We start from the raw sequence: 26,191 nt of genomic DNA on the forward strand, positions 1-26,191 counted from the left end.
CACCACTCATTGGTCGCCACTCCGGGGATCGAGCGCGTCGCGCAGGCCGTCGCCAAGCAGATTGAAGCCAAGGCTGACGATAAGGATGGCGAAGCCCGGCGCACCGGCCACCCACCATTGGTCAAGGATGAAGCGACGGCCAGACGCGATCATGGTGCCCCATTCGGGCAATGGCGGCTGCGCACCGAGGCCGAGGAAGCCGAGGCCGGCGGCGGTCAGGATGATGCCGGCCATGTCGAGCGTCACCCTGACGATCAGCGAGGAGATGCAGAGCGGCATGATGTGGCGCAGCACGATGCGAAACGGCGAGGCGCCCATCAGTTGCACCGCCTTGATGTAGTCGGAATTGCGAACGGTGAGCGTTTCAGCGCGGGCGATGCGCGCGTAAGGCGGCCAGGAGGTGATGGCGATGGCAAGCACCGCGTTCTCGATGCCGGGGCCAAGCGCGGCGACGAAGGCCAGTGCCAGGACCAGCTTGGGAAAGGCGAGAAAGATGTCGGTGATGCGCATCAGGATGGCATCGGTCCAGCCGCCGGCATAGCCGGCGACGGTGCCGACCAGAAGGCCGATGGGCGCCGCGATGATGGCGACCAGGATGACCACATAGAGTGTCCAGCGCGAGCCGTAGAGAATGCGCGAAAGGATATCGCGGCCAAGATCGTCGGTTCCGAACCAGTGCTCGGCGCTCGGTGCCAGCAGCCGCGCGTTCTTGAGGTCGCCGAAGGTCGGCGAATAGGGCGCCAGCACGCCGGCAAGGGCGGCAATAACCAGCAAGGCGATGATGATGAGCAGGCCGACAAAGGCCAGCCGATTGGCGGAGAACCGCCGCCAGGCGACATAGGCGCGGCCGAGCCTTGCTTGCATGCGCGATGCCGGCCGCTCGCTGAGCAGCCAGTCGCGCCGGCTCTGGATCGTGTCGGCGCTCATGCGGATTTGGTCCTCGGATCGAGGACGCGGTAGAGCAGGTCGGACAGGAGATTGATGGCGATGAACACCGAGCCGATGACGATGGTGCCGCCGAGCACGGCGTTCATGTCGGCATTCTGGAGTGAATTGGTGATGTAGAGGCCGATGCCCGGCCAGGAGAAGACGGTCTCGGTCAGCACCGAGCCTTCGAGCAGCCCGGCATAGGAGAGCGCGATCACTGTCACCATCGGCACCGCGGCATTGCGCAGCGCGTGGCCCCAGATGATGCGGGTTTCCGACAGACCCTTGGCACGCGCGGCGACGATGTATTCCTGGGCGAGTTCATTGAGCATGAACGAGCGCGTCATACGACTGATATAAGCGAGCGAAAAGTAGCCGAGCAGCGAGGCCGGCAGGATGATGTGCCGGAAGGCGTCGTAAAAGACATCCCACTGCCCCTGCATCGCCGAATCGAGAAGATAAAAGCCGGTGATCGGCGTGAAGGTGTATTCGTAGACGACGTCGAGCCGGGCCGGAAAAGCCACCCATTGCAACTTGGCGTAGAACAAGACGAGCCCGAGCAAGCCGAGCCAGAAGATCGGCACGGAATAACCGATCAGGCCGATGACGCGTACGATCTGGTCGATGAGGCTGCCTCGCCTGACTGCTGCCAGCACGCCAAGCGGTACGCCAAGCAGCGCGCCGATCAATGTTCCCAGCGTCGCCAGCTCGGTCGTTGCCGGAAGTGCGCGGCGGATGTCGGTCATGACCGGATTGGTGGTCAGTACCGAAGTGCCGAAATCGCCACTCAACGCGTGTTTCACATAGATGTAGAACTGCTCGATCAATGGCAGGTCGAGACCCATCTCGCGGCGCGTGCGTTCGACGACATTGGCCGGCGCCCGGTCACCGAGCACCGCCAGCACCGGGTCGATCGGGATGACTCGGCCGATGAAGAAGGTCACCGCGAGAAGACCAAGATAGGTCGTCACCGCGATGACCAGGAAGCGGCCGAGCGACGACGCAAGTGCATAGGCGCGGGCACCGCCGCGCCCGCCCTCGTTTTCTACTGCGCTCATGCTGCGCGACCGCCGGCGTTATTCCTTGGAAACCGGCCCGACGAAGTTGGTGTCGAAGCTCGGGCCGAGCGCAAAACCCTTGAGGTTCTTGCGCAAGCCGGCCACTTCCAGCTGCTGGTGGATGATGACGAAGGGGCTGGTGTCGAGGATCTTCTTCTCCAGATCCTTGTACATATCGGCGCGCTTGCCCGAATCCTTCTCCAGCAGAGCCGCCTCTGTCTGCTTGGTCAGGTCCGGAATGTCCCAAGAGTTGCGCCAGGCAAGCGTATGTGACTTGCCGGCATCAGAATTGTCGGGATTCGAGGCGAAGGTCTGGGCATTAGAGTTCGGATCGAAATAGTCCTGGCCCCAGTTGCCGATATAGATGTCATGATTGCGGGCGCGGTACTTGGTCAACGTCTGCTTGCCGTCGCCCGGAATGATCTCCAGCTTGATACCGGCCTGGCCGAGAGTCTGCTGGATCGATTCGGCCATGCCGGTCGTCGGCTGGCCGGTGCGCACGTCCATGGTGACGCTGAAGCCGTCGGGCAGGCCGGCCTTGGCCAGCAACTCCTTGGCTTTGGCGACGTCGAGCTTGAACGGGTTCTCGTCCAGTTCGCCGAGCACGCCCTTGGGCAGGAAGGTCTGGTGGATCTCGCCGATGCCCTTGAGGATGGTCGAGCTCAGCGCATCGTAGTCGACGAGATATTTGAAGGCCTGGCGAACCTCTGGTTTGGCCAGATTCGGGTTCTTCTGGTTGAGGCTGATGTAGTAGACCGTGCCCTTCGGCGCGCTGGTAGTGGTGAGGTCGGCGTTCTTGGCGATCGCGTCGAGGTCGTTCGGCTCGAGATTGCGGGCGACGTCGATGTCGCCGGCTTCGAGCGCCAGGCGCTGGGCCGAGCTTTCCTTCATGTTGCGGTAGATGACGCGGGCGAGCTTGGCCTTCTCGCCGTAATAATTATCGTTGCGCTCCATGACGACAGCTTCGTTGGCGCGCCATTCACGCAGCTTGTAGGCACCGGAACCGGCATAGCCGGTCTTCAGCCAGGCGTTCCCAAAGTCGTTGTCCCATTTGTAGTCGGCGCTCGGCGTGGCCGCGGCGACATGTTCCTTCACCAGCTTGGCATCGACCACCGAAGCGACGGTTGCCGAGAGGCAGTTCAGCACGAAGCTCGGCGCATATGCCTTGTCGACGGTGAACTGGAAGGTGGTGTCGTCGACCGCCTTGGCCTTTTCGGTGACGTTGTCGCCGCTGATGCCGAACTGACCGATGATGAAGGCCGGGCTCTTGTCCAGCTTGACGGCGCGCTCGAACGAATAGGCGACGTCGGCCGCGGTGATCGGGTTGCCGGAGGCGAACTTCAGGCCGGGCTTGAGCTTGAATGTGTAGGTGAGGCCATCGTCGGATACGGTCCAGCTCTCGGCGAGATCGGGCTTGACCTTGGAGGTGTCGTTGAGATCGAGACGGACCAGCAGATCGTAGGTGTTGCCGGTGACCTCGGCGGTCGACAGCTCGAACGCCTCGCCCGGATCCATGGAGATGATGTCGTCGATCGCAAAACCTTCGACCAGCGTATCTGCGGGCGTGACCGCACCTGCCGGCGCGCCGGCCAGAAGCAGCGCGGACATGGCGGCACCCGCAAGCAAGATGCGGGAGCGTAGAGCAAACTTTTCCATCATCATGGTGATTGTTCCCTGTTTTGTTGACCTGAGTTCCCGGCTCAGGGTTGCAGTATTCTTTTCGGGGCCGGCCATGGCCCCTGCCCACTTACCGTCGTGGTTTTTGTCCAGTTGGTCAACACCATATTCGGCGGCCCGTTGGTGGGCAACGCGCATTTATGCGACGGTTCATTGGACCAGAATGGCAGGCGGCATGGCGACGCACTGGTCGCCCAATCGAGGCCTGCCAATTTCGGCGCTATTTCAGCGCGGTAACCAGGCCGGCGTCGGGAAAGCAGGTCGCCGCCTGTCCGTTCTTGGCCTGCCATTTGCCGATCGAACGGCGGGTCTTGAAGCCGGGCAGGCCGTCGGCGCTGCCGACGTCATAACCCTTGGCTTCCAGGGTCCGCTGCAGGGCGGCTATGTCGGAGCGGTGGAGATCGCCGACCGGACCCCAGCCGCCGGAAAAATTGGAGTCGCCATGGGCGATGCGGTCGGCGCCATGGCCGATGAACAGCGCGTAGAGGTCGCTGGTGTTGTATTCCTTCAGCACGTAGAAATTGGGCGTGGCGATGAAGGCAGGCCCGCTGCGGCCGGCCGGCATGAGCAGGAAGCCCTCGGCCTTCAGCTCGCTCGCCGGAAACGGCTTTCCGCCGACCCGCTTGATGCCCAGCGCTGCCCATTGCGAGATCTTCTTGCCTTGGTCGGGGCCTTCCTGCGAGCAGGAGACCGTCTCGGGCACGGTCACCTCGAAACCCCAGCCACGGCCCCTGACCCAGCCATAGTGGACGAGATAGTTGGCGATCGAAGCCAGCACGTCCGGCGTCGAGTTCCAGATGTCGACGCGTCCGTCGCCGTCAAAATCGACAGCATGCTTCAGGAACGAGGTCGGCATGAATTGCGGCTGGCCGAGTGCGCCGGCCCAGGACGATTTCATCGCGCCGACCGGGGCGAGCCCGCGCTCGACGATTTCGAGCGCCGCCAAAAGCTCGGTGCGGAAGAAATCCTTCTTGGTCGACATGAAGGCCTTGGTGCCGAGCACCTCGAAGGCGTCGTAAGGCATCTTCGCCGCGCCGAAGCCGGTCTCGCGGCCCCAGATCGCCAGCAGGATTTCGCCGGGCACGCCATAGCGTTTTTCGATCGCGGCAATCGTCTTGGCGTTGGCGGTTTCGCGCGCGCGTCCGCCCGCTGTGACCGCGCCAATGGTCTTCTCGGCGAAATAGGCACCGGGCGAGCCGAATTCGGCCTGATGCTGCTTCTGCGGCGTCTTCGGTTTCTCGCCTGGCATGACAAGGTCGGGCAGCTTCAGATTGGGTTTTATGCCGTCGAAGGCGGCGTCGAAGGTGTTTTTCGAGATGCCTTGGGCCTTGGCTTGCGGCCAGAGGTCGTCCTGCAGCCAGGCGCGGAACTGGTCGTCGATCTTGGCAGCGGAGGCGGGTGTGGCGAGGAAGGCAAGCGCAGCCACGAAAAATGCCAGACAAAACCGGCGAAGTCCGCGTTCTGTGGCGCCCCCCTCTGGCCTGCCGGCCATCTCCCCCTCAAGGGGGGAGATCGGTTGTTGTCTTTGCCTTCGCCGATCGCCGACGTAGCAGGAAGAGCGCCGCCGATGAAACGGCCAATCTCCCCCCTTGAGGGGGAGATGTCCGGCAGGACAGAGGGGGGCGCCTGGCACCAGCCCGGAAGGACGCGCAACATTCATGATCCGCATCCTCTGCCGCAACTTCGTCAAAACGCCGTCCGCGACCTAAGCGCAGCCGCCAGCGTGCCTTCGTCGAGATAGTCGAGTTCGCCGCCGACCGGCACGCCATGCGCAAGGCGCGTCACCTTGATGTCGAAGCCGGACAGTTGGTCGGTGAGGTAGTGCGCGGTGGTCTGGCCCTCGACCGTGGCGTTGACGGCAAGGATGATTTCCTTGACCTCGCCGCCGGCGACGCGGTCGATCAGCGAGCGGATGTTGAGCTGGTCGGGGCCGATGCCGTCGAGCGGCGACAGCGTGCCGCCGAGCACGTGATAGCGCACGTTCATCGCCGCCGCCCGCTCCAGCGCCCAGAGATCCGAGACATCCTCGACGACGATCAATGTGGTGGCGTCGCGGCGCGGATCGGTGCAGATCATGCAAGGGTCCGACGTGTCGACATTGCCGCAAGTGGAACAGATGCGCACCTTGTCGGCGGCCTCGCCCATGGCGGCGGCGAGCGGCGACAGGAGCTGCTCCTTCTTCTTGATCAGATGGAGAGCCGCACGCCTGGCCGAACGGGGGCCAAGACCCGGCACCTTGGCCAGGAGTTGGATCAGGCGTTCGATCTCGGGACCGGCGATTCGTTTCGACATCGCCTTGATCTAGGATTTTTCAGCGCGTTTTGGAACATGCCGCATCCGCGCATGGTCCGTCATGCTGCCACGCGAAGCGTTCGACGCGGATCAGTTGGTTTCGAGCGGCCGGCCCTGGCTGACGATCATCGCACCTATGGCGTCGGTGTTCTCAGGTGTCGACTGGAATCCCATCGACGCCTCTTGCGGTTCGCCCTGGACCGAACTGATGATTTTTTTGTTCAAGGTCCCGCCAAACCGCGCGGCATCCGGTTCTTCCATCGGCTCCTGCATGGCAACTTCCACCGGCTTCGGCGCCACGCGGGCGGACTTCGCCGAGGGGGCGGCGGCCGCGGTCACGTAGGTCTGCTGGGCGGGGGCAGTGGCCATCTTGAACGGGCGCGCCGGTTCGACTGCCGCAGTCACATAGGCCTGTTGTATTGGGGCCCGTTGTGTTGGGGCCTGCTGCTGTGCCGGGGCGTTGCGAACAAGCTTCCTGTCCGAGCGAACCGGCTCCGCCGAGGCAACCATCGTGACCGGGACGGCCGGCTTTTCTGTCTCCACCGAGGCAACCATCGGCTCATCGGGCAGCGGCTGCCAGTTGCGGCCACGTTTCTCGTAGAAGGCGTTGCCGCCGGCAACCATGGTGTAGTGCATGTTCTTGTAGGGGAAGCGCAGCCCCGCCGTGTGAAAATACATGGTGTTCTTGAGCTTGGCCTTGCGCTCGCCCTTGAGCACGGCGTCGGCGGCTTCCTCGACATCGGGCATTGCGCGCGAATTCATCGACCTGGTCATGACACCGGGCGCGAATTGTCCGGGCTCGCCAACCACCTGGCAAATGGTGCTGCCGTGGTTGCCGGAGCGCAGCCGGTTCATCACCACGGTGCCGACGGCGATCATGCCGTCGCGACTCGAGCGGTTGGACTCGAAGAACATCGCCCTTTCCAGGCATTCCCTGTCCTTCGGCGTGTGGCTGTACGCGCGCGAACTGAGGAAGCTCGGCGTGATGGCGTCAGTCAGGCTGGCAACGGACATGCCGTGCGACGTGGTCTGGCTGCATGCAGCCAAGAACAGCGGAGAGGTAACGACGCCGAGCAACAGCGGCGCCTTCCATCGCGTGACAATCAACAGGTAACCCTCTCACTTCACTTCGATGCCCGCCCCCAGGCTGCGGCAAGAATGAGACACTTTCGGGCGAAATGATGGCCAAAACGTTATTAGCAGGGTACTGTTGCATAATTAGCACAATTTCTTGGCTTTTCAGATAGATCGAGCCATCGTTTCACAAAACCGATGACCGCTTTCCCTCTGTTTCGCCGCAATTCGAAGGGGAAATCCCGAATCACGCTGTTCCTGGACCGCTCTATCGTCCTGCCGCCACCACGGCCGGCTGGTCGGGCTCGCGTTCCTCGACTTTCTCCGAAAACAGGCCGCGTGCGAGGAAGAGCCTGCGAGCGTTCCTGGCCGCCGGCGCGATCCTACCCGGCCAGTCGCTGTGGATGAACTCGGCCTTGGTGAAGTCGGGATTTGTTTCGGAGGCCGCCTCGAGGAATTCGGCGATCTCCAGCACGACCGAGCGCTCCTCCCTGGAAAGCGCCGACGTGCCGGCCTCGATCGACGGGCGGTGGACGAAGTCCTCGAACAGGTAGAAGTAGCCCTTGATGCCGACGAGATCGACGCCGGCGTCGCAATCGGCGAGGATTTCCAGGATTTCGTAGATCCTGTTGCGGATACGCTGCTCGATCAGTCTTTCGGACGGCTCTTCGGTCATGGAGCTGCGGCCGGACCTAGAACGGCAGTTTCATTCCCGGCGGAATCGGCAGGCCGGCGGTCAGCGCCTTGGTCTTTTCCTGCATGATCTGCTCGACCTTGACCCTGGCGTCATTGTGCGCAGCGAGCAGCAGGTCCTCGAGGACCTCGACATCGTCCTCCTTGAACAGCGACGGATCGATCTTCAGCGACTTCATCTCGAATTTTCCGGTCAGGGTGACGCTGACCAGGCCGCCGCCGGACTGGCCGGCGGCTTCGACCGTGGCAATCTCGTCCTGCATGGCCTGGAACTTGGCCTGCATTTCCTTTGCCTTGCCCATCAGGCCGAGAAGATCTTTCATGGTCCGATCCTTGTTCTTGGTTGGTCGGGGTTCTTGGTTTGTCAGGCGTCGTCGTCATCCGCCGGCGGTTCGACCGGCACTTCGGCTTGGTCCGCGTCCGCTTCCGGCGCGTCGGGAATGCGCACGTCGATGATCTTGGCACCGGGAAAGCGCGCCAATATGGCGGCCACGGCCGGATCGCTCTTGGCATCGAGGAAAGCGTTCTCGCGCCTGGTCGATTCCATTTCGGCGAGCGTCTGTCCGCCCTCTTCCTTCGACAACGAGACGAGCCAGTTGCGGCCGGTCCAGGCGCGCAATTTCATCGTCAGGTCGTTGAGCAGCATCTTGGGCGCATCGTCGGTCAGGCTGACGTCGATACGGCCGGGCTCGATGCGCACGAGGCGAATGCAGCGCTTGACCAGCACCTTGAAGGCGATGTCGCGCTGCGCATCGGCAAGCGCAACGATGTCGGCCAGCGATTTCAGCGGTACCGGCTGAGCCTCCGGTGCCGGCTGCGGAGGTGCTACGAAGGCGACCGGCGCAGGGGTGGCCTCGACCAGCCGCATGGTCTGCGCGCCGCCCTGCCCGGATGGTGTGCGGGTCTGCGCGACCGCGCTGGCGCCGCCACCATTGCCGGAACCCGCGGGCGCCCCATTAGGGCGCGGCGCGCCATTTTGAACCGATGAAGCGCCCTGGAGCGATCGCAGCGCCTCGTCCAGTGTCGGCAGGTCGGCGGCATGCGCCAGCCGGATCAGCACCATTTCGGCGGCGCTGACCGGCCGGTTGGAGGACTGCACCTCGGGAATGCCCTTGAGCAGCATCTGCCAGGTTCGCGACAGCACCCTGATCGACAGCGTCCGGGCGAAGTCGGCGCCGCGCTGCCGCTCGTCCTGCGACAGCGAAGCGTCGTCCATGGCGGTCGGCACGAACCGCAACCGGGTGACCAGATGGTTGAACTCCGCAAGATCGGTCAGCACGGCGGCCGGATCGGCGCCGGTGTCGTATTGCGAGCGGAATTCGGCCAGGGCCGCCGCCACGTCGCCCTTCATCACATGTTCGAACAGGTCGACGATGCGGGCGCGGTCGGCGAGGCCCAGCATGGCCCGCACCGCCTCGGCGCTGACGGAGCCCGCGCGATGGGCGATCGCCTGGTCGAGGATGGAGAGCGAATCGCGGGCGGACCCCTCGGCGGCGCGCGCGATCATCGCCAGCGCGTCGTCGTCGACCGAAATGCCTTCCTTCCCGGCAATCGACGAGAGATGCGCGACCAGCGCGCCGGCATCGATGCGCCTCAGGTCAAAACGCTGGCAGCGCGACAGGACGGTGATCGGAACCTTGCGGATTTCGGTGGTGGCGAAGATGAATTTCACGTGCGGAGGTGGTTCCTCCAGCGTCTTCAAAAGGCCGTTGAAGGCCTGCGTCGACAGCATGTGCACTTCGTCGATGATGTAGACCTTGTAGCGGGCCGAGACCGGCGCGTAGCGCACGCGTTCGATGATGTCCCTTATGTCGTCGATGCCGGTGTGCGAGGCGGCGTCCATCTCGATGACGTCGACATGGCGGCCTTCCATGATCGCCTGGCAATGCTCGCCGAGCACGGCAAGGTCGACCGAGGGCTGATCAACGGTGGCGGTCTTGTAGTTGAGCGCCCGCGCCAGGATGCGCGCGGTGGTGGTCTTGCCCACACCGCGCACGCCTGTCAGCATCCACGCCTGGGCGATGCGGCCGGTGGCAAAGGCGTTGGTGAGGGTGCGCACCATCGGCTCCTGGCCGACGAGCTCGGAGAAGTTCGAGGGACGGTACTTGCGCGCCAGCACGCGATAGGCAGCGGCCTTTTCATTTCCCGCTTCGCTCATTCGCCCGTAAAGCTCCAAAAGGCTGCGCCCGAAGGCGGCCGATTCCTGCGCATAGTCTCGCCCGCGCTGCAATGCGTCGTCAATGTCGCGAGGAGGGCCGATGAGGTGGGAGGCTGGAACAATGACCCGTTCCGGGCTCGTTAGGGCTGCTTCCTTCCGGACCTGACCCGGTTGGCGAGTGGATCGTCCACCACCAACCTCCCGCTGTCCATATCGGCAATTGCGCGACGAAATGCAAGTGCGCAAGCGAATCGAGACCATCCCCAAGAGATTCGCTTGCAGCCCCGATGCAGCCGCTCTAGCCTCATGAGTTTGAGGAAACCAAGAAAAGCAAGGGAAACGCCGATGTTGCCGGGCCTCAAGGCCGGATTCACGCTGGATGCCCGGCTGGAGGCGGACAGCGAACAGTTGATGTGGCTTGGGCTGTGCGAATTGCGGGTGATGAACGACCGCCGCTGGCCATGGCTGCTCCTGGTGCCGCAGCGGCCGGGCGCGGAGGAAATCCATGACATGACCCCGCTCGACCAGGCAATGCTGACCTTCGAGACCAACATGGTGGCGCAAGCGCTGAAGAAGGTGACCGGCTGCACCAAGATCAACACCGGCGCGCTCGGCAACATCGTGCGCCAGCTGCATATCCATATTGTCGCCCGTTCCGAAGGCGATGCCGGCTGGCCAGGCCCGGTGTGGGGCCATGGCCTGCGCGAGCCCTACCAGCGTTCCGAGCTGCGCCGGTTTGCCGAAACGATAAGGGCGGCGCTATAAGCGTTCCCCTGTATTCATCCCAAGACATGTCATCCCCAAAGCATCAGAGTCCCCATGAGCTTCAGCCTGTTTGACGCGCCCTTGCGCGAGCCGAGCCAGTTCGTCGGCTTTGCCGGCAACACGATCGACCGCCAATCCGAAAACCGCGCCGACGATTCGGTCGACAAGGCGCTTGCCGATCCGACGACGCGGCTGCTCCTGATGAATGGCGGCCGGCTTCATCTGAAGCTCCATGAAAGCGGCAGCCTCGATCCCTGGTTCGGGCTCGCCGAGAGCCAGGCTTTCAAGCCTGCCTTCGACCAAGGCGTCCTGCTCGGCTTTTCCGAACACGGGCCGGTTGTCGCCGTGCTGGCCGGCGTCGATCCCGAACAGCTGCCCGAAACCGTCAAGGCGATCGACTACCGCTCGGTCTACATGCAAGGGCTGATCGACGAAGCGGCCGCCGGCGCGATGGCGCAGGGCGCCGCCTTGCTCGCCTGGCATGCCAGCCATCGCTTCTGCAGCAAATGCGGCACGCAATCGGAAATGCGGGCCGGCGGCTACAAGCGGCATTGCCCGAATTGCGGCACCGAGCATTTTCCGCGCACCGACCCGGTGGCGATCATGCTGACGGCGACCCGGGAGAAATGCCTGCTTGGGCGCGGCGCCCATTTCGCGCCGGGCATGTATTCCGCACTCGCCGGCTTCATCGAGCCGGGCGAGACGATCGAGGCGGCGGTGCGCCGCGAGACCCTGGAGGAAGCCGGCATCCGGCTCGGTCGCGTCGTCTATCATGCCAGCCAGCCCTGGCCGTTTCCCTATTCGCTGATGATCGGCTGCTTCGGCGAGCCGCTCAACGAGGACATCCAGGCCGACCTCAACGAGCTGGAAGACTGCCGCTGGTTCGGCCGCGACGAGGTGCGCCTGATGCTGGCCCGGGAACATCCCGGCAATCTGGTCACGCCACCGAAAGGCGCCATTGCGCACCACCTGATCCGAGCCTGGGTGGACAGCGAATAACGAATACCCAAAGTCATTGCAGGAGAGGCAAATGATCCGTCACACCGTCGTCTTCACGCTCAAGCATGCGCCGCACTCGCTGGAGGAGAAGCGGTTCCTCGTCGACGCCAGGAAAATCCTCACGGCGATCCGGGGCGTCACGCATTTCGAGCAGTTGCGGCAGGTCAGCCCCAAGAACGACTATCAGTTCGGCTTCTCGATGGAGTTCGCCGACCAGGCCGCCTATACGAGATACAACGACCATCCCGACCATGTCGCCTTCGTGCGCGATCGCTGGGTGCCGGAGGTCGAGAAATTTCTCGAGATCGATTACGTGCCGTTGGGCTGGTAGCTCAGTCCGCCACCTTCCACTGCTCACGCGACTCGCTGGCCGGATAGACGCCCAGGATGCGCACTTCCCGCGAGAAGAAGCGGAGTTCTTCCAACGCCAGCTTGACCAGCGGATCGTCGGGATGGCCCTCGATGTCGGCGTAGAACAGCGTCGCCGTGAAGGCGCCGAGCTGATAGCTCTCCAGCTTGGTCATGTTGATGCCGTTGGTGGCAAAGCCGCCCATCGCCTTGTAAAGCGCGGCCGGCACGTTGCGGACGCGGAAGATGAAGGTCGTCATCATCTTGACGTCGGGTGACGGGCGCTCGGCCCATTGCTTGTTCTTGGTCAGGACGACGAAGCGGGTGACGTTGGAATCGGTGTCCTCGACATTCTCCTCGATGATGTCGAGCCCGTAGAGCGTCGCGGCAAGCGCCGGCGACAAGGCGGCCATGGTGCGGTCCTTGACCTCGGAGACCATCTTGGCCGCACCTGCAGTGTCGCCGGCGACGATCGCCTTCCAGCCGTTCCTGCGGACGTATTTGCGGCACTGGCCAAGCGCATGGATGTGGCTGTGCACGGTCTTGATCTCGTCGCGCCTGACGCCGGGCAACACCATCAGCTGGAAATGGATGGGCAGGAAATATTCGCCGACAATATGCAGCTTCGATTCCGGCAGCAGATGATGGATGTCGGCGACGCGCCCGGCGATGGTGTTCTCGATCGGGATCATGGCGAGATCGGCCTTGCCGGTCTCGACCGCGTTGAATGCATCCTCGAAAGTCGGGCACGGCAACGGCTCCATCGAGGGGAAGACATTGCGGCAGGCGGTGTCGGAATTGGCGCCCGGCTCGCCCTGGAAGGATATTCTGTTGGTCTTTTCAGGCATGGGCCAAGTCTCGATTCAAAAAATGTCTCTGTTCGAAGGGGATCGTTCAATTTGCAAGGATGGTTCAATTTGCAAGGATGGTTCAATTTACAAGGATGGTTCTGGCGCGTTCGAGGTCTTCCGGCGTGTCGACGCCGAGCGGCAGCGACTGGACGATCTCGGCATCGATGCGCATGCCGGCTTCCAGCGCCCGCAACTGCTCCAGCCGCTCACGGCGCTCGAGCGGCGACGGCTTCAGCGCGACAAAGCGCTCGAGTGCAGCGCGGCGATAAGCGTAGAGGCCGACATGGTGATAGAGCGCGCCCTCGCCCCACGGCGCGGTGGCGCGGGTGAAATACAATGCCCTGAGCCTGGTAGCCGACAGCGGCGAGCCGACGATCTTGACGACGTTCGGATTGGTCTTTTCCTCGTCGCGGACGATCTCGACGCCGAGCGTGGCGATATCCACGGCCCTGTCCTCGAACGGTCTGAGCGAAGCTGCAATGATGCCGGGATCGATGGTCGGCAGGTCGCCCTGGACATTGACGATGGTTTCGACCTTGCGCCCGGGATCGAGCCCGACCAGCGCCTCGTGGATGCGATCGGAGCCCGATTCATGATCGATCCGTGTCATCACCGCCTCGAAACCATGCGCGCGCACCGCCTCGGCCACGCTTTGCGTGTCGGTTGCCACCACCACCCGGCCCAGGCCGGCTTCGGCGGCGCGGCGGGCGACATGGACGATCATCGGAGCGCCGGCGATGTCGGCCAGCGGCTTGCCCGGCAGGCGGGTCGAGGCCATGCGGGCCGGGATCAGGATCAAGGTGGACATCGCGATGGCAAGGCGTTCGGAAAGAGGAGGGGAAAAGTGGCAAAAGGTCTCACTGGAAGCGCCCTTATAGGTGTTGCAACGCCCGAGCAAAAGACCTAGTTTCCGCCCGATTTGACCGGCCCTGGAGGGTGGGTCTCGATACCGACGGACGGAGTGGACGGATCAGTCCGCCGGAAAAGGGAGCAAGGGGCGTATGGATTCCAACGAAGTCAACAAGCTGCTCGCCGGATTGCTCGGAACCGTTTTCGTCGTTTTCTCGGTCGGCATTGTGTCCGATGCGCTGTTTGCCTCGCCGGCGCCGGAAAAGCCCGGCTTCGCCATCGAGGCCGCCGAGCCCGCCGAAGGCGGCCCGGCAGCGCCGGCCGCCGAGGCCAAGCCGATCGCCGATCTGTTGGCGACCGCCAATGTCGAGCAAGGTGCCGCCGTATTCAAGAAATGCCAGGCTTGCCATTCCGGCGAAAAGGGCGGCCCCAACAAGGTCGGCCCCGATCTGTGGGACCTCGTCGACCGTCCGGTTGCCGAACATGAAGGCTTCGCCTATTCGGCCGGCATGAAGGAATTCTCCAAGGGCGGCACCGAGAAGTGGACCTACGACAACATCAACCACTTCATCACTTCGCCGAAGAAATTCGTGAAGGGCACGGCCATGGGCTTCGCCGGCCTGCCCAAGGACGAGGACCGCGCCAACGTCATCGCCTATCTGCGCACGCTGTCGGACAATCCCAAGCCGCTGCCGGCACCTGGTGCCGCCGCCGATGCCGGCGCACCGGCCAAGCCCGCCGATGGAGCCGCTCCGGCAGAACCCGCTGACGGCGCCGCACCGGCCAAGCCGGCGGCGCCCGTGGCACCGGCTCCCGCAGCTCCGGCCAAATAACCAGATATCGTCGCGACGACCTTGAAAAAGCCGGGTTCAGCCCGGCTTTTTTCGTTAGGAAAACGGCATGTGCGGCGACAAAGCCGCGCATGGCGGTTTTCACCAGCGCCAAATCATCTAGATTGGTCTGGGACAAGCCGTACGAAGACGGGCCGTACGAAGACGGGCAGTACGAAGACGGGCAGTGCGATGATGCAGGCAGTGCGAAGAGGACAGTGCATGACGGTTGGCCGAACGCTTCTCAAATCGCTGCTGGCGGCAGCCCTGCTGGCGGCGGGATTGCAGACGACACGGGCCGACGAATGGCGCACCACCTCATCGCTGATCGGCCAATCCAAATATGGCGACAATTTCCAGCACTACGACTACGTCAACCCGAACGCGCCCAAGGGCGGTACTCTGAATTCCGTGGTCCTCGGCACGTTCGACAGCTTCAACCCCTACATCGTGCAGGGATCGCCAGCGGCGGGCCTCGTCGGCTTCGGCGGCGGCCTGCTCTACGACACGCTGATGGAGCAGGCGACCGACGAAGGCAGCGTCAGCCACCCGCTGATCGCCGATGCCTATAAATATCCCGATGACTATTCCTCGGCGACATACCGGCTCGACCCGCGCGCAAAATGGCATGACGGCCAGCCGATCACGGTCGACGACGTGATCTGGTCGTTCCAGGTGCTGAAGGCGAACAGCCCGCAATACAGCCGCTATTTCGAGAACGTCACCGATGCGGTGGCGATCTCCGACCGCGAGGTCGAGTTCCACTTCAGTCAGAAGGGCAACCGGGAACTGCCGAAGATCCTCGGCGATCTCGCCGTGCTGCCGAAGCACTGGTGGGAAGGTACGGATGCCAATGGCAAGAAGCGCGACGTCACCAAGCCGACACTGGAAATCCCGCTCGGCTCGGCCGCCTACAAGATCGTCAGCTTCAAGCCTGGGTCGGAGATCGTCTGGCAGCGCGTGCCCGACTATTGGGCGGCCAAGCTGCCGGTGAAGATCGGCCGCGAGAACTTCGACACACAGCGCTTCACCTACATTCTCGACGACAATGCGGCATGGCAAGCCTTCACCAAGGGCGGACTTGATGACGTCAAGCCGGAAAACAGTTCGAAGCGCTGGAAGACATTCTATAATTTCCCAGCCATCAAGGCTGGCGACGTCATCAAAAAGGAATTCAAGACCACCTCGCCCGAGCCGATGCAGGCCTTCATGCTGAACCAGAGAAGACCGCTGTTCGCGGACCGTCTGGTGCGCGCCGCTCTGACCTACCCGTTCGACTTCGAGACGATGAACCGCACGCTGTTCTACGGTTTCAACACCCGCACCAGCAGCTATTTCCAAGGCACGGAACTGGCCTCAAGCGGCTTGCCGCAAGGCAAGGAATTGGAGATTCTAGAAAAGTATCGTGACAAGCTGCCGCCTGAGCTGTTCACCCAGGAATTCAAGCTGCCGGTCTACGATTCACCTCAGGCGGAGCGAAAATATCTCAAACAGGCTGTCGATCTCTTCGCCAAGGCAGGCTGGGTCATCAAGGGCGGCAAGATGATCAACGCCAAGACCGGCGAACCGTTCAAGTTCGAGATCCTCGGATGGAACGACACCGATCAGGTCATCGCCAGCCCCTATATCGCGAATCTGCGCAAAATCGGGGTCGACGCCACGCTGCGTCTGATCGATCAGACGCAGTACATCAACCGCGTCAACAATTTCGACTATGACGTCATTATCGGGCAGCTCGGCCAGTCCGAATCGCCCGGCAACGAGCAGCGTGACTTCTGGAGCTCCAAGGCTGCCGACAGACCTGGCTCGCGCAACTACGCCGGTATCAAGAACCCGGTCGTCGATGCCCTGGTCGACCGCATCATCTTCGCCACCGACCGCGACGATCTGGTTGCGGCCACCCATGCACTCGACCGGGTACTGTTGTTGAATTACTATGTGGTGCCGCAATACTATCGAGCCGTGGTCTGGCTGGCTTATTGGAACAAATTCGGCATCCCTGCCAAGCAGCCGTCTTATATCGGCGCCGACCAGAATTCCTGGTGGATCGACCTCGACAAGGAAAAGGCCCTGGCTGCCAAATACAGGAGCGGCAATTGATGGCGGTGCTGCCCCGCCGTGATTTTCTCGCCTTGGGCACTGCCGCCGCTGCCGCCGCGATGCTGCCGGGCAAGGCTTTTGCCGACATTGCCACCGGCGTGAAACTGCATGGGCTCTCCGCCTTCGGCGACCTCAAGTACAAGCCCGATTTCACCCATTTCGACTATGTCAACGTCGACGCGCCGGCTGGCGGGATTTTCAATTTCTCGCCACCCAACTGGGGCTATAACCAGGATACGCAGACTTTCAACACATTGAACTCCTTCGCCGACAAGGGCGATGCGCCACCACGCATGGAGATGTGTTTCGACGGGCTGATGGTGCGCGCCCTCGACGAGCCCGACGCTGTTTATGGCCAGGTCGCCGACGGCGTGACGCTGTCGGATGACCGCAACAGTTTCACCTTCTCGCTTCGCCCCGAAGCGCGTTTCCATGACGGATCGCCGTTGACTGCGCAGGACGCGGCCTTCACCTTCAAGCTCTACAAGGAAAAAGGCCACCCCGACCTGTCATTGTCGCTGACCCACATGGTCGAAGCCACCGCCGTCGACAACCACGCCTTGCGGCTTACCTTTTCCGGCAAGCAATCGGCCCGCACCGTCCTCAACGTCGTGGAATTCCCGATCCTGTCGAAAGCCTTCTACACGGCCAATCCTTTCGACTCTTCGCAGATGAGTCCACCGCTCGGCTCCGGCGCCTACAAGGTCGGGCGCTTTTCGGCCGGCGCATGGATCGAATATGACCGCGTGCCCGACCATTGGGGCCGCGACCTGCCCGTCAATCGCGGCCAAAACAATTTCGACCGCATCCGCATCGAGTTCTACCAGAACCGCACGGCCGGCTTCGAAGCTTTCAAGAAGGGCGAGATCACCTATCGCGAGGAGTTCACCTCACGCGTCTGGGCGACCGCCTACGATTTTCCGGCACTGACCGCCGGCAAGGTGATCAAACACGAATTCCCGGCCGAGAAGCGACCGACGATGCAGGGAACCGCCGTCAACCAGCGACGCGCCCAGTTTCGCGATGCGCGCGTGCGCCAGGCGATCGCGCTCTGCTTCGACTTCGAGTGGACGCGGCGTAACTTCTTCTACGGCTCCTACGAGCGTTCGCAATCCTGCTTCGAGAAATCGGACTTTCGCGCCGAAGGACCGCCATCGCCGCAAGAACTGGCCCTGCTGGAGCCGCTGCGTGGCCAGCTTCCAGCCGAGGTCTTCGGCGAGGCCGTAGTCCAGCCTGCATCAGACGGTTCCGGCCGCGACCGCAAGCTGCTTGGCCGGGCCGTGAAGCTGCTCAACGCGGCGGGCTGGAAACGATCGGGCGATTTCGTCGTCAACGACAAGGGCGGCAGGCTTTCGGCCGAGTTCATGGTCGATGACGACACCTTCGTCCAGGTCTATTCGCCCTGGGTCGCCAACATGAAGGCGGTGGGCATCGACGCCACGATCCGGCTGGTGGATTCGGCGCAATACCAGTCCAGACAGGCAACGTTCGATTTCGATCTGCTGTCGGCCGCCTTCTCGTTCAGCGCAACGCCGACCCGAGACGACATCGAAGCCTTCTTCCATTCCCGCACCGCCAACCTCCCAGGATCGCGTAACCTGCCGGGCATCTCGAACCCGGCGATCGACGCATTGATCGACATGGTAGGCGCTGCGAAGAACCGCGAAGACCTGAACGTGGCGATGCGCGCGCTCGACCGGGTCTTGCGCGCGCGGTGCGATTGGATTCCAAGTTGGTTCCTGGCGAATCACCGAAGCGCCTATTGGGATATGTTCGGCTTTCCCGAGCAGAAGCCCGATTTCGGCTTTCCGGTCGAGGCGCTGTGGTGGGTCGATAAGGGCAAGGCGGCGAAAATTGGCAAAGGCTGAGATCCAACGAGGGCAGGAAGCCTGATGGGCGCTTATATCCTGCGCCGCATCCTTTTGATGATCCCGACGCTGTTCGGCATCATGGCAATCTCCTTCGCCGTCATCCAGTTCGCGCCTGGCGGTCCGGTCGAGCAGGTCATCGCCAAGCTGACCAATCAGGGCGGCAGCGACCGCCTCGGCGGCGGTGGCGGCGACGCGGGCGGCTCCAACCTCGACGTCGCCGGCGACGTCAGCTCGAAATATCGCGGCGCGCAGGGGCTCGATCCGGAATTCATCAAGAAGCTCGAGAAGCAGTTCGGCTTCGACAAGCCGCCGCTCGAGCGCTTCGGCATGATGCTGTGGAATTATGCCCGCTTCGATTTCGGCAACAGCTACTTCCGCGACATCTCGGTGCTCGACCTGATCCTGGAAAAAATGCCGGTGTCGATCTCGATCGGGCTCTGGATCACGCTCCTGTCCTATCTGATCTCGATCCCGCTCGGCATCCGCAAGGCGGTGAAGGACGGCACAGCTTTCGACATCTGGACCAGCGGTGTCGTCATCGTCGGCTATGCCATTCCAGGCTTCCTGTTCGGCATCATGCTGATGGTGCTGTTTGCGGGCGGCTCGTTCTGGGATTGGTTCCCGTTGCGCGGCCTGACCTCGGACAATTGGGACCAGTTGTCCTGGTGGGGCAAGATCGTCGACTATTTCTGGCACATGACCCTGCCGCTGACGGCGCTGGTGCTGTCGGCTTTCGCCACGACGACGCTGCTGACCAAGAACTCGTTCCTGGAAGAAATCCGCAAGCAGTATGTGGTGACAGCCCGCGCCAAGGGCCTTTCGGAACGGCAGGTGCTCTACGGCCACGTCTTCCGCAACGCCATGCTGATCGTCATTGCCGGCTTCCCCGGCGCCTTCATCTCGGCCTTCTTCACCGGCTCGCTCCTGATCGAGAACATCTTCTCGCTCGACGGCCTCGGCCTGCTCGGCTTCCGGTCGGTGGTCGAGCGCGACTATCCGGTGGTGTTCGCCAACCTCTACATCTTCTCGCTGCTGGGGCTGTTCATCGGATTGCTGTCCGACCTCATCTACACCTGGGTCGACCCGCGCATCGATTTCGAGCGGAGAGACGTCTGATGTCGGAGGCAAGCGTTACCGCGGGCGTGGTGCCGGAGCGGATGCCACGGCCGTTTCTGTCGCCGCTCAACAAGCGCCGCCTGCAGAATTTCAAGGCCAACAAGCGCGGCTACTGGTCGCTGTGGATATTTCTCGTCCTGTTCGTGCTGTCGCTGTTTGCCGAATTCATCGCCAACGACAAGCCGATCGTCGCCTCCTACAAGGGCGAGATCCTGTTTCCGGTGCTGGTCGCCTATCCCGAGGAAAAGTTCGGCGGCTTCTATGCCGTCACCGATTATCGCGACCCGGTCATCCAGGACGAGATCAACGCCCATGGCTGGATGATCTGGCCGCCGGTGCGCTACTCCTACCAGACCGTCAACAACGCCATTCCGGAAGCAGCACCGGCCAAGCCGTCATGGGAATATGACGCCAAGACGCGCTGCAACCAATATCCGCAAGGTGCCGCAGATCCGGCCTGCAATGTCGGCAACTGGAACTGGCTGGGCACCGACGACCAGGCGCGCGACGTGCTGGCACGGGTCATCTACGGCTTTCGCATCTCGGTGCTGTTCGGCCTGATCCTGACCGCCGGTTCGGCTCTCATAGGCGTCGGCGCCGGCGCCCTGCAGGGCTATTTCGGCGGCTGGACGGATCTCCTGTTCCAGCGCTTCATCGAAATCTGGTCGGCGATCCCGGTGCTCTATCTCCTGCTCATCGTCGCCGCCATCCTGCCGCCGGGTTTCTTCATCCTGCTCGGGCTGATGCTGCTGTTTTCCTGGGTGGCGCTGGTCGGCGTGGTGCGGGCCGAATTCCTGCGCGCCCGCAATTTCGAATATGTCAACGCGGCCCGGGCGCTCGGCGTGCCCAACCGCACCATCATGTTCCGGCATTTGTTGCCCAACGCCATGGTGGCGACATTGACCTTCCTGCCGTTCCTGCTCAGTGGCTCGATCTCGACGCTGACCTCGCTCGACTATCTCGGCTTCGGCCTGCCGCCGGGCTCGGCGTCGCTGGGCGAACTGCTCAAGCAGGCGCAGCGCAACCTCAATGCGCCGTGGCTCGGCATTTCCGGCTTCGTCGTCATCTCGCTGATGCTGTCGCTGCTGGTCTTCGTCGGCGAGGCGACGCGCGACGCCTTCGATCCGCGCAAGACGTTCAGATGACAACGATGCGGACCGGCATTCACCATGATATATTCTCAGTGTGGCTGTTTGATCGAAAATGAGCGTAGCGTGCCCACGAAAGGACCGAGTTGTGAATAAGGTCATCCTTGAGCATTACCCCGCATCCAAACTCCCGGATGAGCTGCGAGAGGGTATAGCTTTGACTGCCTCGGTTAAGGTGACGGTGGAAGAGGAAGCCGAGCGGCCTCTCGGCCACAAACAGTTGCTTGAACTTATGCGGAATGCGCAGGCCAACGCGGCGGGAACAAGTCTCGAAGAGGCCGTTGCGCGAGTTCGTGCCCTCCGCGATGAGTGGGAGGATTGATGGCCGCCTTCCGGCTTTACGTCGATACGAACATTTTCATCTACGCTTTCGAAAATAACGATGCTTTGGCAAAAAAACTGCTTCAGCTCATTTCACTGAACGAGGGCAGAAAGCGGCCTTTCCTCGCGACAAGCGAGCTCGTGCTGGCGGAGTTGATGGTTGACCCTCTGAAAAAGGGCAATGAGCCGCTTGTTGAACTCTATGACAATATCTCGATTGGTAACGCGTTTGTCTCGATTGGGGCGGTAACTCGCGAGGTTCTCTGGCACGCAGCACAGCTTCGCTCGCAGTTCATTTCTCTCAGGCTGCCGGATGCTATTCATCTTTCGACGGCGATGCATTTCGGGTGCACACAATTTCTGACTGCCGATACCAGATTGAAGGATGCCTACTCTGTCACGCCAAATCGGCTTGTCCCTCTCCAATTGACAGCGCAAATTTCGATCATACGACCGGATATTTCTGCCGTTGATAAGATCATAGCGGAAGTTGATACATGACTGCTTCTTTGCTCTCCGTTCGCGACCTCAGCGTCGCCTTCGGCCAGGGCGGCGGCCGGTCGATGGCGGTCGACCACATCTCGTTCGATATCGCCAAGGGTGAGACGGTGGCGCTGGTCGGCGAATCCGGCTCCGGCAAATCGGTGTCGGCGCTGTCGGTGCTGAAGCTGCTGCCCTATCCCAGCGCCAGCCACCCCTCTGGAAAGATCCTGTTCCAGGGCACCGACCTCCTGGCCATGAACGAGAAGCAATTGCGGCAGGTGCGCGGCAACAAGATCACCATGATCTTCCAGGAGCCGATGACCTCGCTCAATCCGCTGCACACGATCGAGCAGCAGATCGTCGAGATCCTGAAGCTGCACCAGGGCATGGCCGACCGTCCGGCCAAGGCGCGCACGCTGGCCCTGCTCAACGAGGTCGGCATCCGCGATCCGCAGAAGCGGCTCGACGCCTACCCGCACCAGCTGTCGGGCGGCCAGCGCCAGCGCGTCATGATCGCCATGGCGCTGGCCAACGAGCCGGAACTCCTGATCGCCGACGAGCCGACGACGGCGCTCGACGTCACCGTGCAGGCGCAGATCCTCGAACTGCTCGCCGGCTTGAAGAGCCGCAAGGGCATGTCGATGCTGTTCATCACCCATGATCTCGGCATCGTGCGCAAGATCGCCGACCGGGTCTGCGTGATGACCAAGGGCAAGATCGTCGAGACCGGACCGACCAAGGACATCTTCGCCAACCCGCAGCACCCCTATACGCGTCACCTTCTGGCCGCCGAGCCGAAGGGCAAGCCGCCGGCGGCCAATGCCGATGCCAAGCCGGTCATGACCGGCAAGGACATCAAGGTCTGGTTTCCGATCAAGCAGGGCTTCTTTCGCCGCACCGTCGACCATGTGAAGGCGGTGGACGGCATCGACGTCACCGTGCGCGCCGGCCAGACGCTGGGCGTGGTCGGCGAATCCGGCTCCGGCAAGACGACGCTCGGCCTGGCGCTGGCGCGCATGATCTCGTCGACGGGAACCATCCAGTTCAACGGGCACGACATCAACCAGCTCACCTTCAACGCCATGCGGCCGCTCAGGCGCGAATTGCAGATCGTCTTCCAGGATCCGTTCGGTTCCCTCAGCCCGCGCATGTCGATCGCCGAGATCATCGAGGAAGGCCTGAAGATCCACGAGCCGAAGCTGTCGCCCGACGAGCGCGACGACAAGGTGGCGGCCGTGCTGAAGGAGGTCGGGCTCGATCCGGCGACCCGCAACCGCTATCCGCACGAGTTCTCCGGCGGCCAGCGCCAGCGCGTCGCCATCGCGCGCGCCATGGTGCTCAACCCGCGCTTCGTCATGCTGGACGAGCCTACATCGGCGCTCGACATGAGCGTGCAGGCGCAGGTCGTCGACCTCCTGCGCAGCCTTCAGGCCAAGCACGACCTCGCCTATCTCTTCATCAGCCACGACCTCAAGGTCATCCGGGCGCTGGCCAATGACGTCATCGTCATGCGCAACGGCCAGATCGTCGAAGCCGGTCCTTCCGAACAGATTTTTGGAAATCCGCAAACCGACTATACTCGGGCGCTGATTGCGGCGGCCTTCAAGATAGAGACCGCTCCGGTCGGCATTGTCAGCCAGTAACTGCATAGAGAGAGACTGAAAGACCGCGATGGAAAAAGGCCGCATCCTGCTTGCCGTTACCGGCTTTCATCCACAGCGCTGGCGCGACCTGTTGTCGGCCGAGCGCGAGGTGGTGCTGGAGCCGGACGGCGTCAAGGATCCATCGATCACCTATGCGGTGGTGTGGAAGCAGAGGCCCAACCTGTTGTCGTCGCTGCCCAATCTGCGCGCCATCTTCTCGATCGGCGCCGGCGTCGACCATGTCTTCGCCGACCCCGGCCTGCCCGACGTGCCTGTCGTCAGGGTCGTCGCCGACAACCTTACCCAGCACATGACCGAATATGTCGTCTGGCGGGTGCTCGACCATCATCGCCAGGGCATGCTCTACCGCTCGCAGCAGCAGAAGAAGATCTGGCACGAGCCGCAGCAGAGGGCGGCCGGCGACATTTCCGTCGGCATCATGGGGCTCGGCAATCTCGGCCGCGCCGCGGCCTCGGTGCTGTTGTCGCTCGGCTTCGCGGTCAATGGCTGGTCGCGCACCGACCGGCCGATGGCGGGCGTGGCGACCTATTGCGGCGAGGCCGGATTGATCCCCTTCCTCAAGGCGACCGATATACTGGTGGTGCTGTTGCCGCTGACGCCGGACACGCAGGGCATCATCAACTACGGAGTGCTGAAGGAACTGCGGAAACGCAACGGTCTCGGCGGCTCGGTGCTGATCAATGCCGGACGTGGCCGCCTGCAGAAGGACGCCGACATCGCGCGGGCGCTGGACGACGGCACGCTGAAGGAAGCTAGCCTCGACGTGTTCGAGGTCGAACCGCTGCCGAAAACCAGTCCGCTGTGGAAACACCCAAAGGTGTTCGTGACGCCGCACGCCGCGGCAACCTCGGACCCGGTCCACCTGGCGCCGATCATGCTGCGCCAGATGGACGCCTTGGAGCGTGGCGAAAAGCTCGACAACCTGGTGGACCGCAAGGCGGGATATTAGCCGGGATATTAGCCGGGGACCATCCTCATCTGGCCAGATCCCACTTGCGGAAGCATTGCTTGATCGCCTTGATGGAAGACAACCGCAACTTTGGCAGGTCTGTCTGTTCGAATAACGTCTGGTAGCGTTCGCGATTTTTCGGCGTGGTCACGGCAATATGGTGGATCATGTCCCATTTGACGCTGTCGCGCCCGCCCTGCAGGGCACCGCGCCTCTCCTTCTCGAACAGCGTTCGCCTGAAATAACGCAGCAGGCTTGCCGGCGTGGAGATATCCAGCAGGATCAGTCCCGTCGCCCGCTGAAAGCGTTGCGGCATGCAGATCGAGTAATTTCCGTCCATCACCCAGCGCTCGCCGGCAATCGCGGCGTCATGCAAGGCGATGAATTCGGCCTTTGGACGTGGTTCCCAGTCGGTGTCGGGCAGATGATGAAGCAGGTCGAGGTGAACGGGCTCCAGGCCACGCTTGCGGGCAATCGCCTCGGCCAGGGTCGACTTGCCGCTGTTGGACGGCCCCAGGATGCATAGGCGGTCTCCAAGGTCCGAGAGTTTCATACGATGACACCCTTGCGAAGCCGCGGCCTGCTGCCCGCGATTAGCTGGGCAGGGCGAACTTCTTCTGCTTGTCCGGCTTGCCGCAGTCGCGGCGCTCGATCGACCGGTTCATGGCATCGATCTCGCCGGATGCCTGGTCGCTGTCGCGCTTGGCCTTGGAGCGCATGTCGGGCGTGAATGGGCCGAAGCCCATTGCGGGATTGTAAAAGGTCGGTTTTGCGGTCGTTGGAAGGTTGTATTGCTGCGCCAAGCCATTGCGCCGCGCCAGCAATTGATCGCACGGCACGCTGTCATACTGCAGGGAGGACTCTATGTTGGCGTCCTGCCGCTCGGACATCGAATTGCCCACGCAGCCGGCCGTTACCAGGCAAGACGCCAAGATCATCATGTTCCAGCGCATCTGAAATGCTCCTCCTGATATCCCGCCTGATGCGACCAGATCGCAAATATCAGTCGCGCACGCAAATCAGACTTTTTTTCGCAGCCGCACGCACGAGACCAGGATCACCACACCAAGATTGTGCAGTTCAGGCTGCGTAAACCTTCCGTCCCACAACGGCCAGCCCTTTGACAGGCTCATGACGATCCAGCCGGATGGTCGTGGGCTCAAGCGCCAGGACCGAAAGCCCGTTGGCCTCGAGCGTGCGCCTGACATAGGCTTGCGAATGGGCGTAGCGCCGCGACGGCTGCAGCGCGAAGTCGCCGGCCTCCGCCATGCTTTCGACGGAGAAGGCAAACAGGCCGCCGCCGGCAAGCAGGCCGGCGACCGTCTCCACCAAGGCTTCGAGCCGACCGACATAGATGAGCACATCGGCCGACGTCACCAGATCGGCCTTGTCACCCGAATAGGAGAACCCCTGCAGATCCGCCTTCACCAGCGCGTCATAGATGCCTTTTGCCCGCGCCTTCCTCAGCATCGCGGCTGAGATGTCGAACCCCTCCAGCCGGTCGACGATCGGTCTCAGCCGCTCGCCCATCAGCCCGGTGCCGCAGCCAAGGTCGAGCGCCAGGCGGAAGCGGCCCGGCCTTGCCTTGCAAATCTGTCGTTCAAGAAACTCGGGCAGCCGGTAGCCGAGCTTGTCGACCAGCGCCGTCTCGAAGGTTTCGGCATAGTGGTCGAACAGCGTTTCGACGAAAGCACTTGGCGGCGCCGGGGTCGCAGGACCCTTGCCGATCAGCTGCAGCTTGAGGGACGCGCCCTGGCGGTCCGCCGGATCGAGCTTCAGCGACGTCGCCCAGGCCAGCGCGGCCAAGTCGGCCCTGCCTGAGGTTTGCCGCATCTCGCCAAGGCGAAACCAGCCCATCGCCCATCTTGGTGCCAGTTCCAGCGCGCCGAGCAGCAGTTCGGCCGCCTGGGCGTGATCGCCGGAGGCAAAGAGCATTTCGGCATAATCGGCACGGCGATCAGCGTTCAAATCGCCCGACGAGGTCTGAAGCGGCTTCATGATAATGGCTTTCGCCGGCA

General features: G+C 62.7%; 25 protein-coding genes and 1 other RNA gene. 11 read left to right on the forward strand and 15 right to left on the reverse strand.

The window, feature by feature from the left end; genetic code table 11:
* Nucleotides 1–6: 6 nt before the first annotated feature.
* From nikC to ffs, 10 genes are all read right to left on the reverse strand, one after another.
* Entirely contained in the window at nucleotides 7–927 is a 921-nt protein-coding gene (gene nikC, locus AC0NIH_RS00260; protein ID WP_023779418.1) for a nickel transporter permease, read from the reverse strand.
* Nucleotides 924–1,985, reverse strand: coding sequence for an ABC transporter permease (locus tag AC0NIH_RS00265; protein WP_023767007.1), 1,062 nt, complete (start codon nucleotides 1,983–1,985; stop codon nucleotides 924–926). The genes nikC and AC0NIH_RS00265 overlap by 4 nt, the downstream gene beginning before the upstream one ends.
* 18 nt (nucleotides 1,986–2,003) lie before the next feature.
* Nucleotides 2,004–3,647 carry an ABC transporter substrate-binding protein gene (locus AC0NIH_RS00270; RefSeq protein ID WP_473463344.1) on the reverse strand — a complete coding sequence of 548 codons (1,644 nt, stop codon included), beginning with the start codon at nucleotides 3,645–3,647 and terminating at the stop codon, nucleotides 2,004–2,006.
* A gap of 235 nt (nucleotides 3,648–3,882) precedes the next feature.
* Nucleotides 3,883–5,154 (reverse strand): lytic murein transglycosylase, encoded by a 1,272-nt coding sequence (locus tag AC0NIH_RS00275; RefSeq protein ID WP_473463347.1) that lies wholly within the window; start codon nucleotides 5,152–5,154, stop codon nucleotides 3,883–3,885.
* A 194-nt stretch (nucleotides 5,155–5,348) separates the two neighbouring features.
* Nucleotides 5,349–5,954 carry a recombination mediator RecR gene (gene recR / locus AC0NIH_RS00280; RefSeq protein ID WP_023779414.1) on the reverse strand — a complete coding sequence of 202 codons (606 nt, stop codon included), beginning with the start codon at nucleotides 5,952–5,954 and terminating at the stop codon, nucleotides 5,349–5,351.
* Nucleotides 5,955–6,044: 90 nt separating this feature from the next.
* The gene (locus AC0NIH_RS00285) at nucleotides 6,045–7,061 is read right to left on the reverse strand and encodes a cell wall hydrolase (RefSeq protein ID WP_473463349.1); all 1,017 of its coding nucleotides are present in this window, start codon (nucleotides 7,059–7,061) and stop codon (nucleotides 6,045–6,047) included.
* Nucleotides 7,062–7,296: 235 nt separating this feature from the next.
* Complete coding sequence (locus AC0NIH_RS00290; protein WP_473463352.1) at nucleotides 7,297–7,704, reverse strand: hypothetical protein; 408 nt, start codon at nucleotides 7,702–7,704, stop codon at nucleotides 7,297–7,299.
* A gap of 16 nt (nucleotides 7,705–7,720) precedes the next feature.
* Nucleotides 7,721–8,044, reverse strand: a complete 324-nt coding sequence (locus AC0NIH_RS00295) for a YbaB/EbfC family nucleoid-associated protein (RefSeq protein WP_013891305.1) — start codon at nucleotides 8,042–8,044, stop codon at nucleotides 7,721–7,723.
* Between the two features lie 41 nt (nucleotides 8,045–8,085).
* Nucleotides 8,086–9,879 carry a DNA polymerase III subunit gamma/tau gene (locus AC0NIH_RS00300; RefSeq protein ID WP_473463354.1) on the reverse strand — a complete coding sequence of 598 codons (1,794 nt, stop codon included), beginning with the start codon at nucleotides 9,877–9,879 and terminating at the stop codon, nucleotides 8,086–8,088.
* 105 nt (nucleotides 9,880–9,984) lie between these two features.
* An RNA gene (gene ffs, locus AC0NIH_RS00305) (signal recognition particle sRNA small type) lies at nucleotides 9,985–10,081 on the reverse strand.
* Between the two features lie 143 nt (nucleotides 10,082–10,224).
* Here ffs and AC0NIH_RS00310 point away from each other — a divergent pair.
* The 3 genes from AC0NIH_RS00310 to AC0NIH_RS00320 are packed head-to-tail and all read left to right on the forward strand — an operon-like array spanning nucleotide 10,225 to nucleotide 11,974.
* Nucleotides 10,225–10,644 carry an HIT family protein gene (locus AC0NIH_RS00310; RefSeq protein ID WP_013891307.1) on the forward strand — a complete coding sequence of 140 codons (420 nt, stop codon included), beginning with the start codon at nucleotides 10,225–10,227 and terminating at the stop codon, nucleotides 10,642–10,644.
* 54 nt (nucleotides 10,645–10,698) lie between these two features.
* A complete protein-coding gene (gene nudC / locus AC0NIH_RS00315; protein ID WP_473463357.1) occupies nucleotides 10,699–11,643 on the forward strand; it encodes an NAD(+) diphosphatase in 945 nt (314 codons plus the stop codon).
* A 31-nt stretch (nucleotides 11,644–11,674) separates the two neighbouring features.
* Nucleotides 11,675–11,974, forward strand: a complete 300-nt coding sequence (locus AC0NIH_RS00320) for a Dabb family protein (protein WP_023767012.1) — start codon at nucleotides 11,675–11,677, stop codon at nucleotides 11,972–11,974.
* 1 nt (nucleotide 11,975) lies between these two features.
* Here the strand turns inward: AC0NIH_RS00320 and AC0NIH_RS00325 are convergent, their stop codons facing one another.
* Together AC0NIH_RS00325 and AC0NIH_RS00330 are read right to left on the reverse strand one after the other, a co-directional pair.
* Nucleotides 11,976–12,839 (reverse strand): prephenate dehydratase, encoded by an 864-nt coding sequence (locus AC0NIH_RS00325; protein ID WP_473463359.1) that lies wholly within the window; start codon nucleotides 12,837–12,839, stop codon nucleotides 11,976–11,978.
* 82 nt (nucleotides 12,840–12,921) lie between these two features.
* Complete coding sequence (locus AC0NIH_RS00330; RefSeq protein WP_473463361.1) at nucleotides 12,922–13,650, reverse strand: 3-deoxy-manno-octulosonate cytidylyltransferase; 729 nt, start codon at nucleotides 13,648–13,650, stop codon at nucleotides 12,922–12,924.
* 193 nt (nucleotides 13,651–13,843) lie between these two features.
* On the opposite strand from AC0NIH_RS00330, the gene AC0NIH_RS00335 reads away from it, so the two are divergent.
* The 8 genes from AC0NIH_RS00335 to AC0NIH_RS00370 all read left to right on the forward strand — a co-directional run bounded on the left by AC0NIH_RS00335 (nucleotide 13,844) and on the right by AC0NIH_RS00370 (nucleotide 24,173).
* Nucleotides 13,844–14,524, forward strand: a complete 681-nt coding sequence (locus AC0NIH_RS00335; RefSeq protein ID WP_473463364.1) for a c-type cytochrome — start codon at nucleotides 13,844–13,846, stop codon at nucleotides 14,522–14,524.
* Between the two features lie 219 nt (nucleotides 14,525–14,743).
* Nucleotides 14,744–16,621 (forward strand): extracellular solute-binding protein, encoded by a 1,878-nt coding sequence (locus tag AC0NIH_RS00340; RefSeq protein ID WP_473463366.1) that lies wholly within the window; start codon nucleotides 14,744–14,746, stop codon nucleotides 16,619–16,621.
* Nucleotides 16,621–18,489 carry an extracellular solute-binding protein gene (locus tag AC0NIH_RS00345; protein ID WP_473463369.1) on the forward strand — a complete coding sequence of 623 codons (1,869 nt, stop codon included), beginning with the start codon at nucleotides 16,621–16,623 and terminating at the stop codon, nucleotides 18,487–18,489. The genes AC0NIH_RS00340 and AC0NIH_RS00345 overlap by 1 nt, the downstream gene beginning before the upstream one ends.
* Before the next feature lie 24 nt (nucleotides 18,490–18,513).
* Complete coding sequence (locus AC0NIH_RS00350; protein WP_473463370.1) at nucleotides 18,514–19,608, forward strand: microcin C ABC transporter permease YejB; 1,095 nt, start codon at nucleotides 18,514–18,516, stop codon at nucleotides 19,606–19,608.
* Nucleotides 19,608–20,753, forward strand: a complete 1,146-nt coding sequence (locus tag AC0NIH_RS00355) for an ABC transporter permease (RefSeq protein ID WP_473463373.1) — start codon at nucleotides 19,608–19,610, stop codon at nucleotides 20,751–20,753. The genes AC0NIH_RS00350 and AC0NIH_RS00355 overlap by 1 nt, the downstream gene beginning before the upstream one ends.
* Nucleotides 20,754–21,077: 324 nt before the next feature.
* Nucleotides 21,078–21,578, forward strand: a complete 501-nt coding sequence (locus tag AC0NIH_RS00360; RefSeq protein ID WP_352701109.1) for a type II toxin-antitoxin system VapC family toxin — start codon at nucleotides 21,078–21,080, stop codon at nucleotides 21,576–21,578.
* The gene (locus AC0NIH_RS00365) at nucleotides 21,575–23,203 is read left to right on the forward strand and encodes an ABC transporter ATP-binding protein (RefSeq protein ID WP_473463375.1); all 1,629 of its coding nucleotides are present in this window, start codon (nucleotides 21,575–21,577) and stop codon (nucleotides 23,201–23,203) included. Before AC0NIH_RS00360 ends, AC0NIH_RS00365 begins: the two co-directional genes overlap by 4 nt.
* A gap of 28 nt (nucleotides 23,204–23,231) precedes the next feature.
* Nucleotides 23,232–24,173: a 2-hydroxyacid dehydrogenase gene (locus AC0NIH_RS00370; RefSeq protein WP_473463378.1), complete on the forward strand. Its 942-nt coding sequence runs from the start codon at nucleotides 23,232–23,234 to the stop codon at nucleotides 24,171–24,173.
* Between the two features lie 25 nt (nucleotides 24,174–24,198).
* Here AC0NIH_RS00370 and AC0NIH_RS00375 read toward each other — a convergent pair whose 3' ends face one another.
* The 3 genes from AC0NIH_RS00375 to AC0NIH_RS00385 form a co-directional block, all read right to left on the reverse strand.
* Nucleotides 24,199–24,726, reverse strand: a complete 528-nt coding sequence (locus tag AC0NIH_RS00375) for a P-loop NTPase family protein (RefSeq protein ID WP_473463380.1) — start codon at nucleotides 24,724–24,726, stop codon at nucleotides 24,199–24,201.
* A gap of 40 nt (nucleotides 24,727–24,766) precedes the next feature.
* Complete coding sequence (locus tag AC0NIH_RS00380; RefSeq protein WP_023779396.1) at nucleotides 24,767–25,126, reverse strand: hypothetical protein; 360 nt, start codon at nucleotides 25,124–25,126, stop codon at nucleotides 24,767–24,769.
* Between the two features lie 127 nt (nucleotides 25,127–25,253).
* On the reverse strand, nucleotides 25,254–26,171 hold the full coding sequence (locus AC0NIH_RS00385; protein WP_473463383.1) for a methyltransferase domain-containing protein: 918 nt from the start codon (nucleotides 26,169–26,171) through the stop codon (nucleotides 25,254–25,256).
* Between the last annotated feature and the right edge of the window lie 20 nt (nucleotides 26,172–26,191).

The organism is Mesorhizobium sp. WSM1386 (assembly GCF_055901595.1).

Excerpts from the sequence above, each read along its gene's own strand:
- nikC (WP_023779418.1), bottom strand. The coding sequence starts at position 927 with ATGAGCGCCGACACGATCCAGAGCCGGCGCGACTGGCTGCTCAGCGAG.
- AC0NIH_RS00335 (WP_473463364.1), top strand. The coding sequence starts at position 13,844 with ATGGATTCCAACGAAGTCAACAAGCTGCTCGCCGGATTGCTCGGAACC.
- AC0NIH_RS00350 (WP_473463370.1), top strand. The coding sequence starts at position 18,514 with ATGGGCGCTTATATCCTGCGCCGCATCCTTTTGATGATCCCGACGCTG.
- AC0NIH_RS00375 (WP_473463380.1), bottom strand. The coding sequence starts at position 24,726 with ATGAAACTCTCGGACCTTGGAGACCGCCTATGCATCCTGGGGCCGTCC.
- AC0NIH_RS00320 (WP_023767012.1), top strand. The coding sequence starts at position 11,675 with ATGATCCGTCACACCGTCGTCTTCACGCTCAAGCATGCGCCGCACTCG.
- AC0NIH_RS00300 (WP_473463354.1), bottom strand. The coding sequence starts at position 9,879 with ATGAGCGAAGCGGGAAATGAAAAGGCCGCTGCCTATCGCGTGCTGGCG.
- AC0NIH_RS00345 (WP_473463369.1), top strand. The coding sequence starts at position 16,621 with ATGGCGGTGCTGCCCCGCCGTGATTTTCTCGCCTTGGGCACTGCCGCC.
- AC0NIH_RS00295 (WP_013891305.1), bottom strand. The coding sequence starts at position 8,044 with ATGAAAGATCTTCTCGGCCTGATGGGCAAGGCAAAGGAAATGCAGGCC.
- AC0NIH_RS00265 (WP_023767007.1), bottom strand. The coding sequence starts at position 1,985 with ATGAGCGCAGTAGAAAACGAGGGCGGGCGCGGCGGTGCCCGCGCCTAT.
- AC0NIH_RS00355 (WP_473463373.1), top strand. The coding sequence starts at position 19,608 with ATGTCGGAGGCAAGCGTTACCGCGGGCGTGGTGCCGGAGCGGATGCCA.
- nudC (WP_473463357.1), top strand. The coding sequence starts at position 10,699 with ATGAGCTTCAGCCTGTTTGACGCGCCCTTGCGCGAGCCGAGCCAGTTC.
- AC0NIH_RS00290 (WP_473463352.1), bottom strand. The coding sequence starts at position 7,704 with ATGACCGAAGAGCCGTCCGAAAGACTGATCGAGCAGCGTATCCGCAAC.
- AC0NIH_RS00325 (WP_473463359.1), bottom strand. The coding sequence starts at position 12,839 with ATGCCTGAAAAGACCAACAGAATATCCTTCCAGGGCGAGCCGGGCGCC.
- AC0NIH_RS00310 (WP_013891307.1), top strand. The coding sequence starts at position 10,225 with ATGTTGCCGGGCCTCAAGGCCGGATTCACGCTGGATGCCCGGCTGGAG.
- AC0NIH_RS00385 (WP_473463383.1), bottom strand. The coding sequence starts at position 26,171 with ATGAAGCCGCTTCAGACCTCGTCGGGCGATTTGAACGCTGATCGCCGT.
- AC0NIH_RS00360 (WP_352701109.1), top strand. The coding sequence starts at position 21,078 with ATGGCCGCCTTCCGGCTTTACGTCGATACGAACATTTTCATCTACGCT.
- recR (WP_023779414.1), bottom strand. The coding sequence starts at position 5,954 with ATGTCGAAACGAATCGCCGGTCCCGAGATCGAACGCCTGATCCAACTC.
- AC0NIH_RS00275 (WP_473463347.1), bottom strand. The coding sequence starts at position 5,154 with ATGGCCGGCAGGCCAGAGGGGGGCGCCACAGAACGCGGACTTCGCCGG.
- AC0NIH_RS00330 (WP_473463361.1), bottom strand. The coding sequence starts at position 13,650 with ATGTCCACCTTGATCCTGATCCCGGCCCGCATGGCCTCGACCCGCCTG.
- AC0NIH_RS00365 (WP_473463375.1), top strand. The coding sequence starts at position 21,575 with ATGACTGCTTCTTTGCTCTCCGTTCGCGACCTCAGCGTCGCCTTCGGC.
- AC0NIH_RS00340 (WP_473463366.1), top strand. The coding sequence starts at position 14,744 with ATGACGGTTGGCCGAACGCTTCTCAAATCGCTGCTGGCGGCAGCCCTG.
- AC0NIH_RS00270 (WP_473463344.1), bottom strand. The coding sequence starts at position 3,647 with ATGATGATGGAAAAGTTTGCTCTACGCTCCCGCATCTTGCTTGCGGGT.
- AC0NIH_RS00380 (WP_023779396.1), bottom strand. The coding sequence starts at position 25,126 with ATGCGCTGGAACATGATGATCTTGGCGTCTTGCCTGGTAACGGCCGGC.
- AC0NIH_RS00370 (WP_473463378.1), top strand. The coding sequence starts at position 23,232 with ATGGAAAAAGGCCGCATCCTGCTTGCCGTTACCGGCTTTCATCCACAG.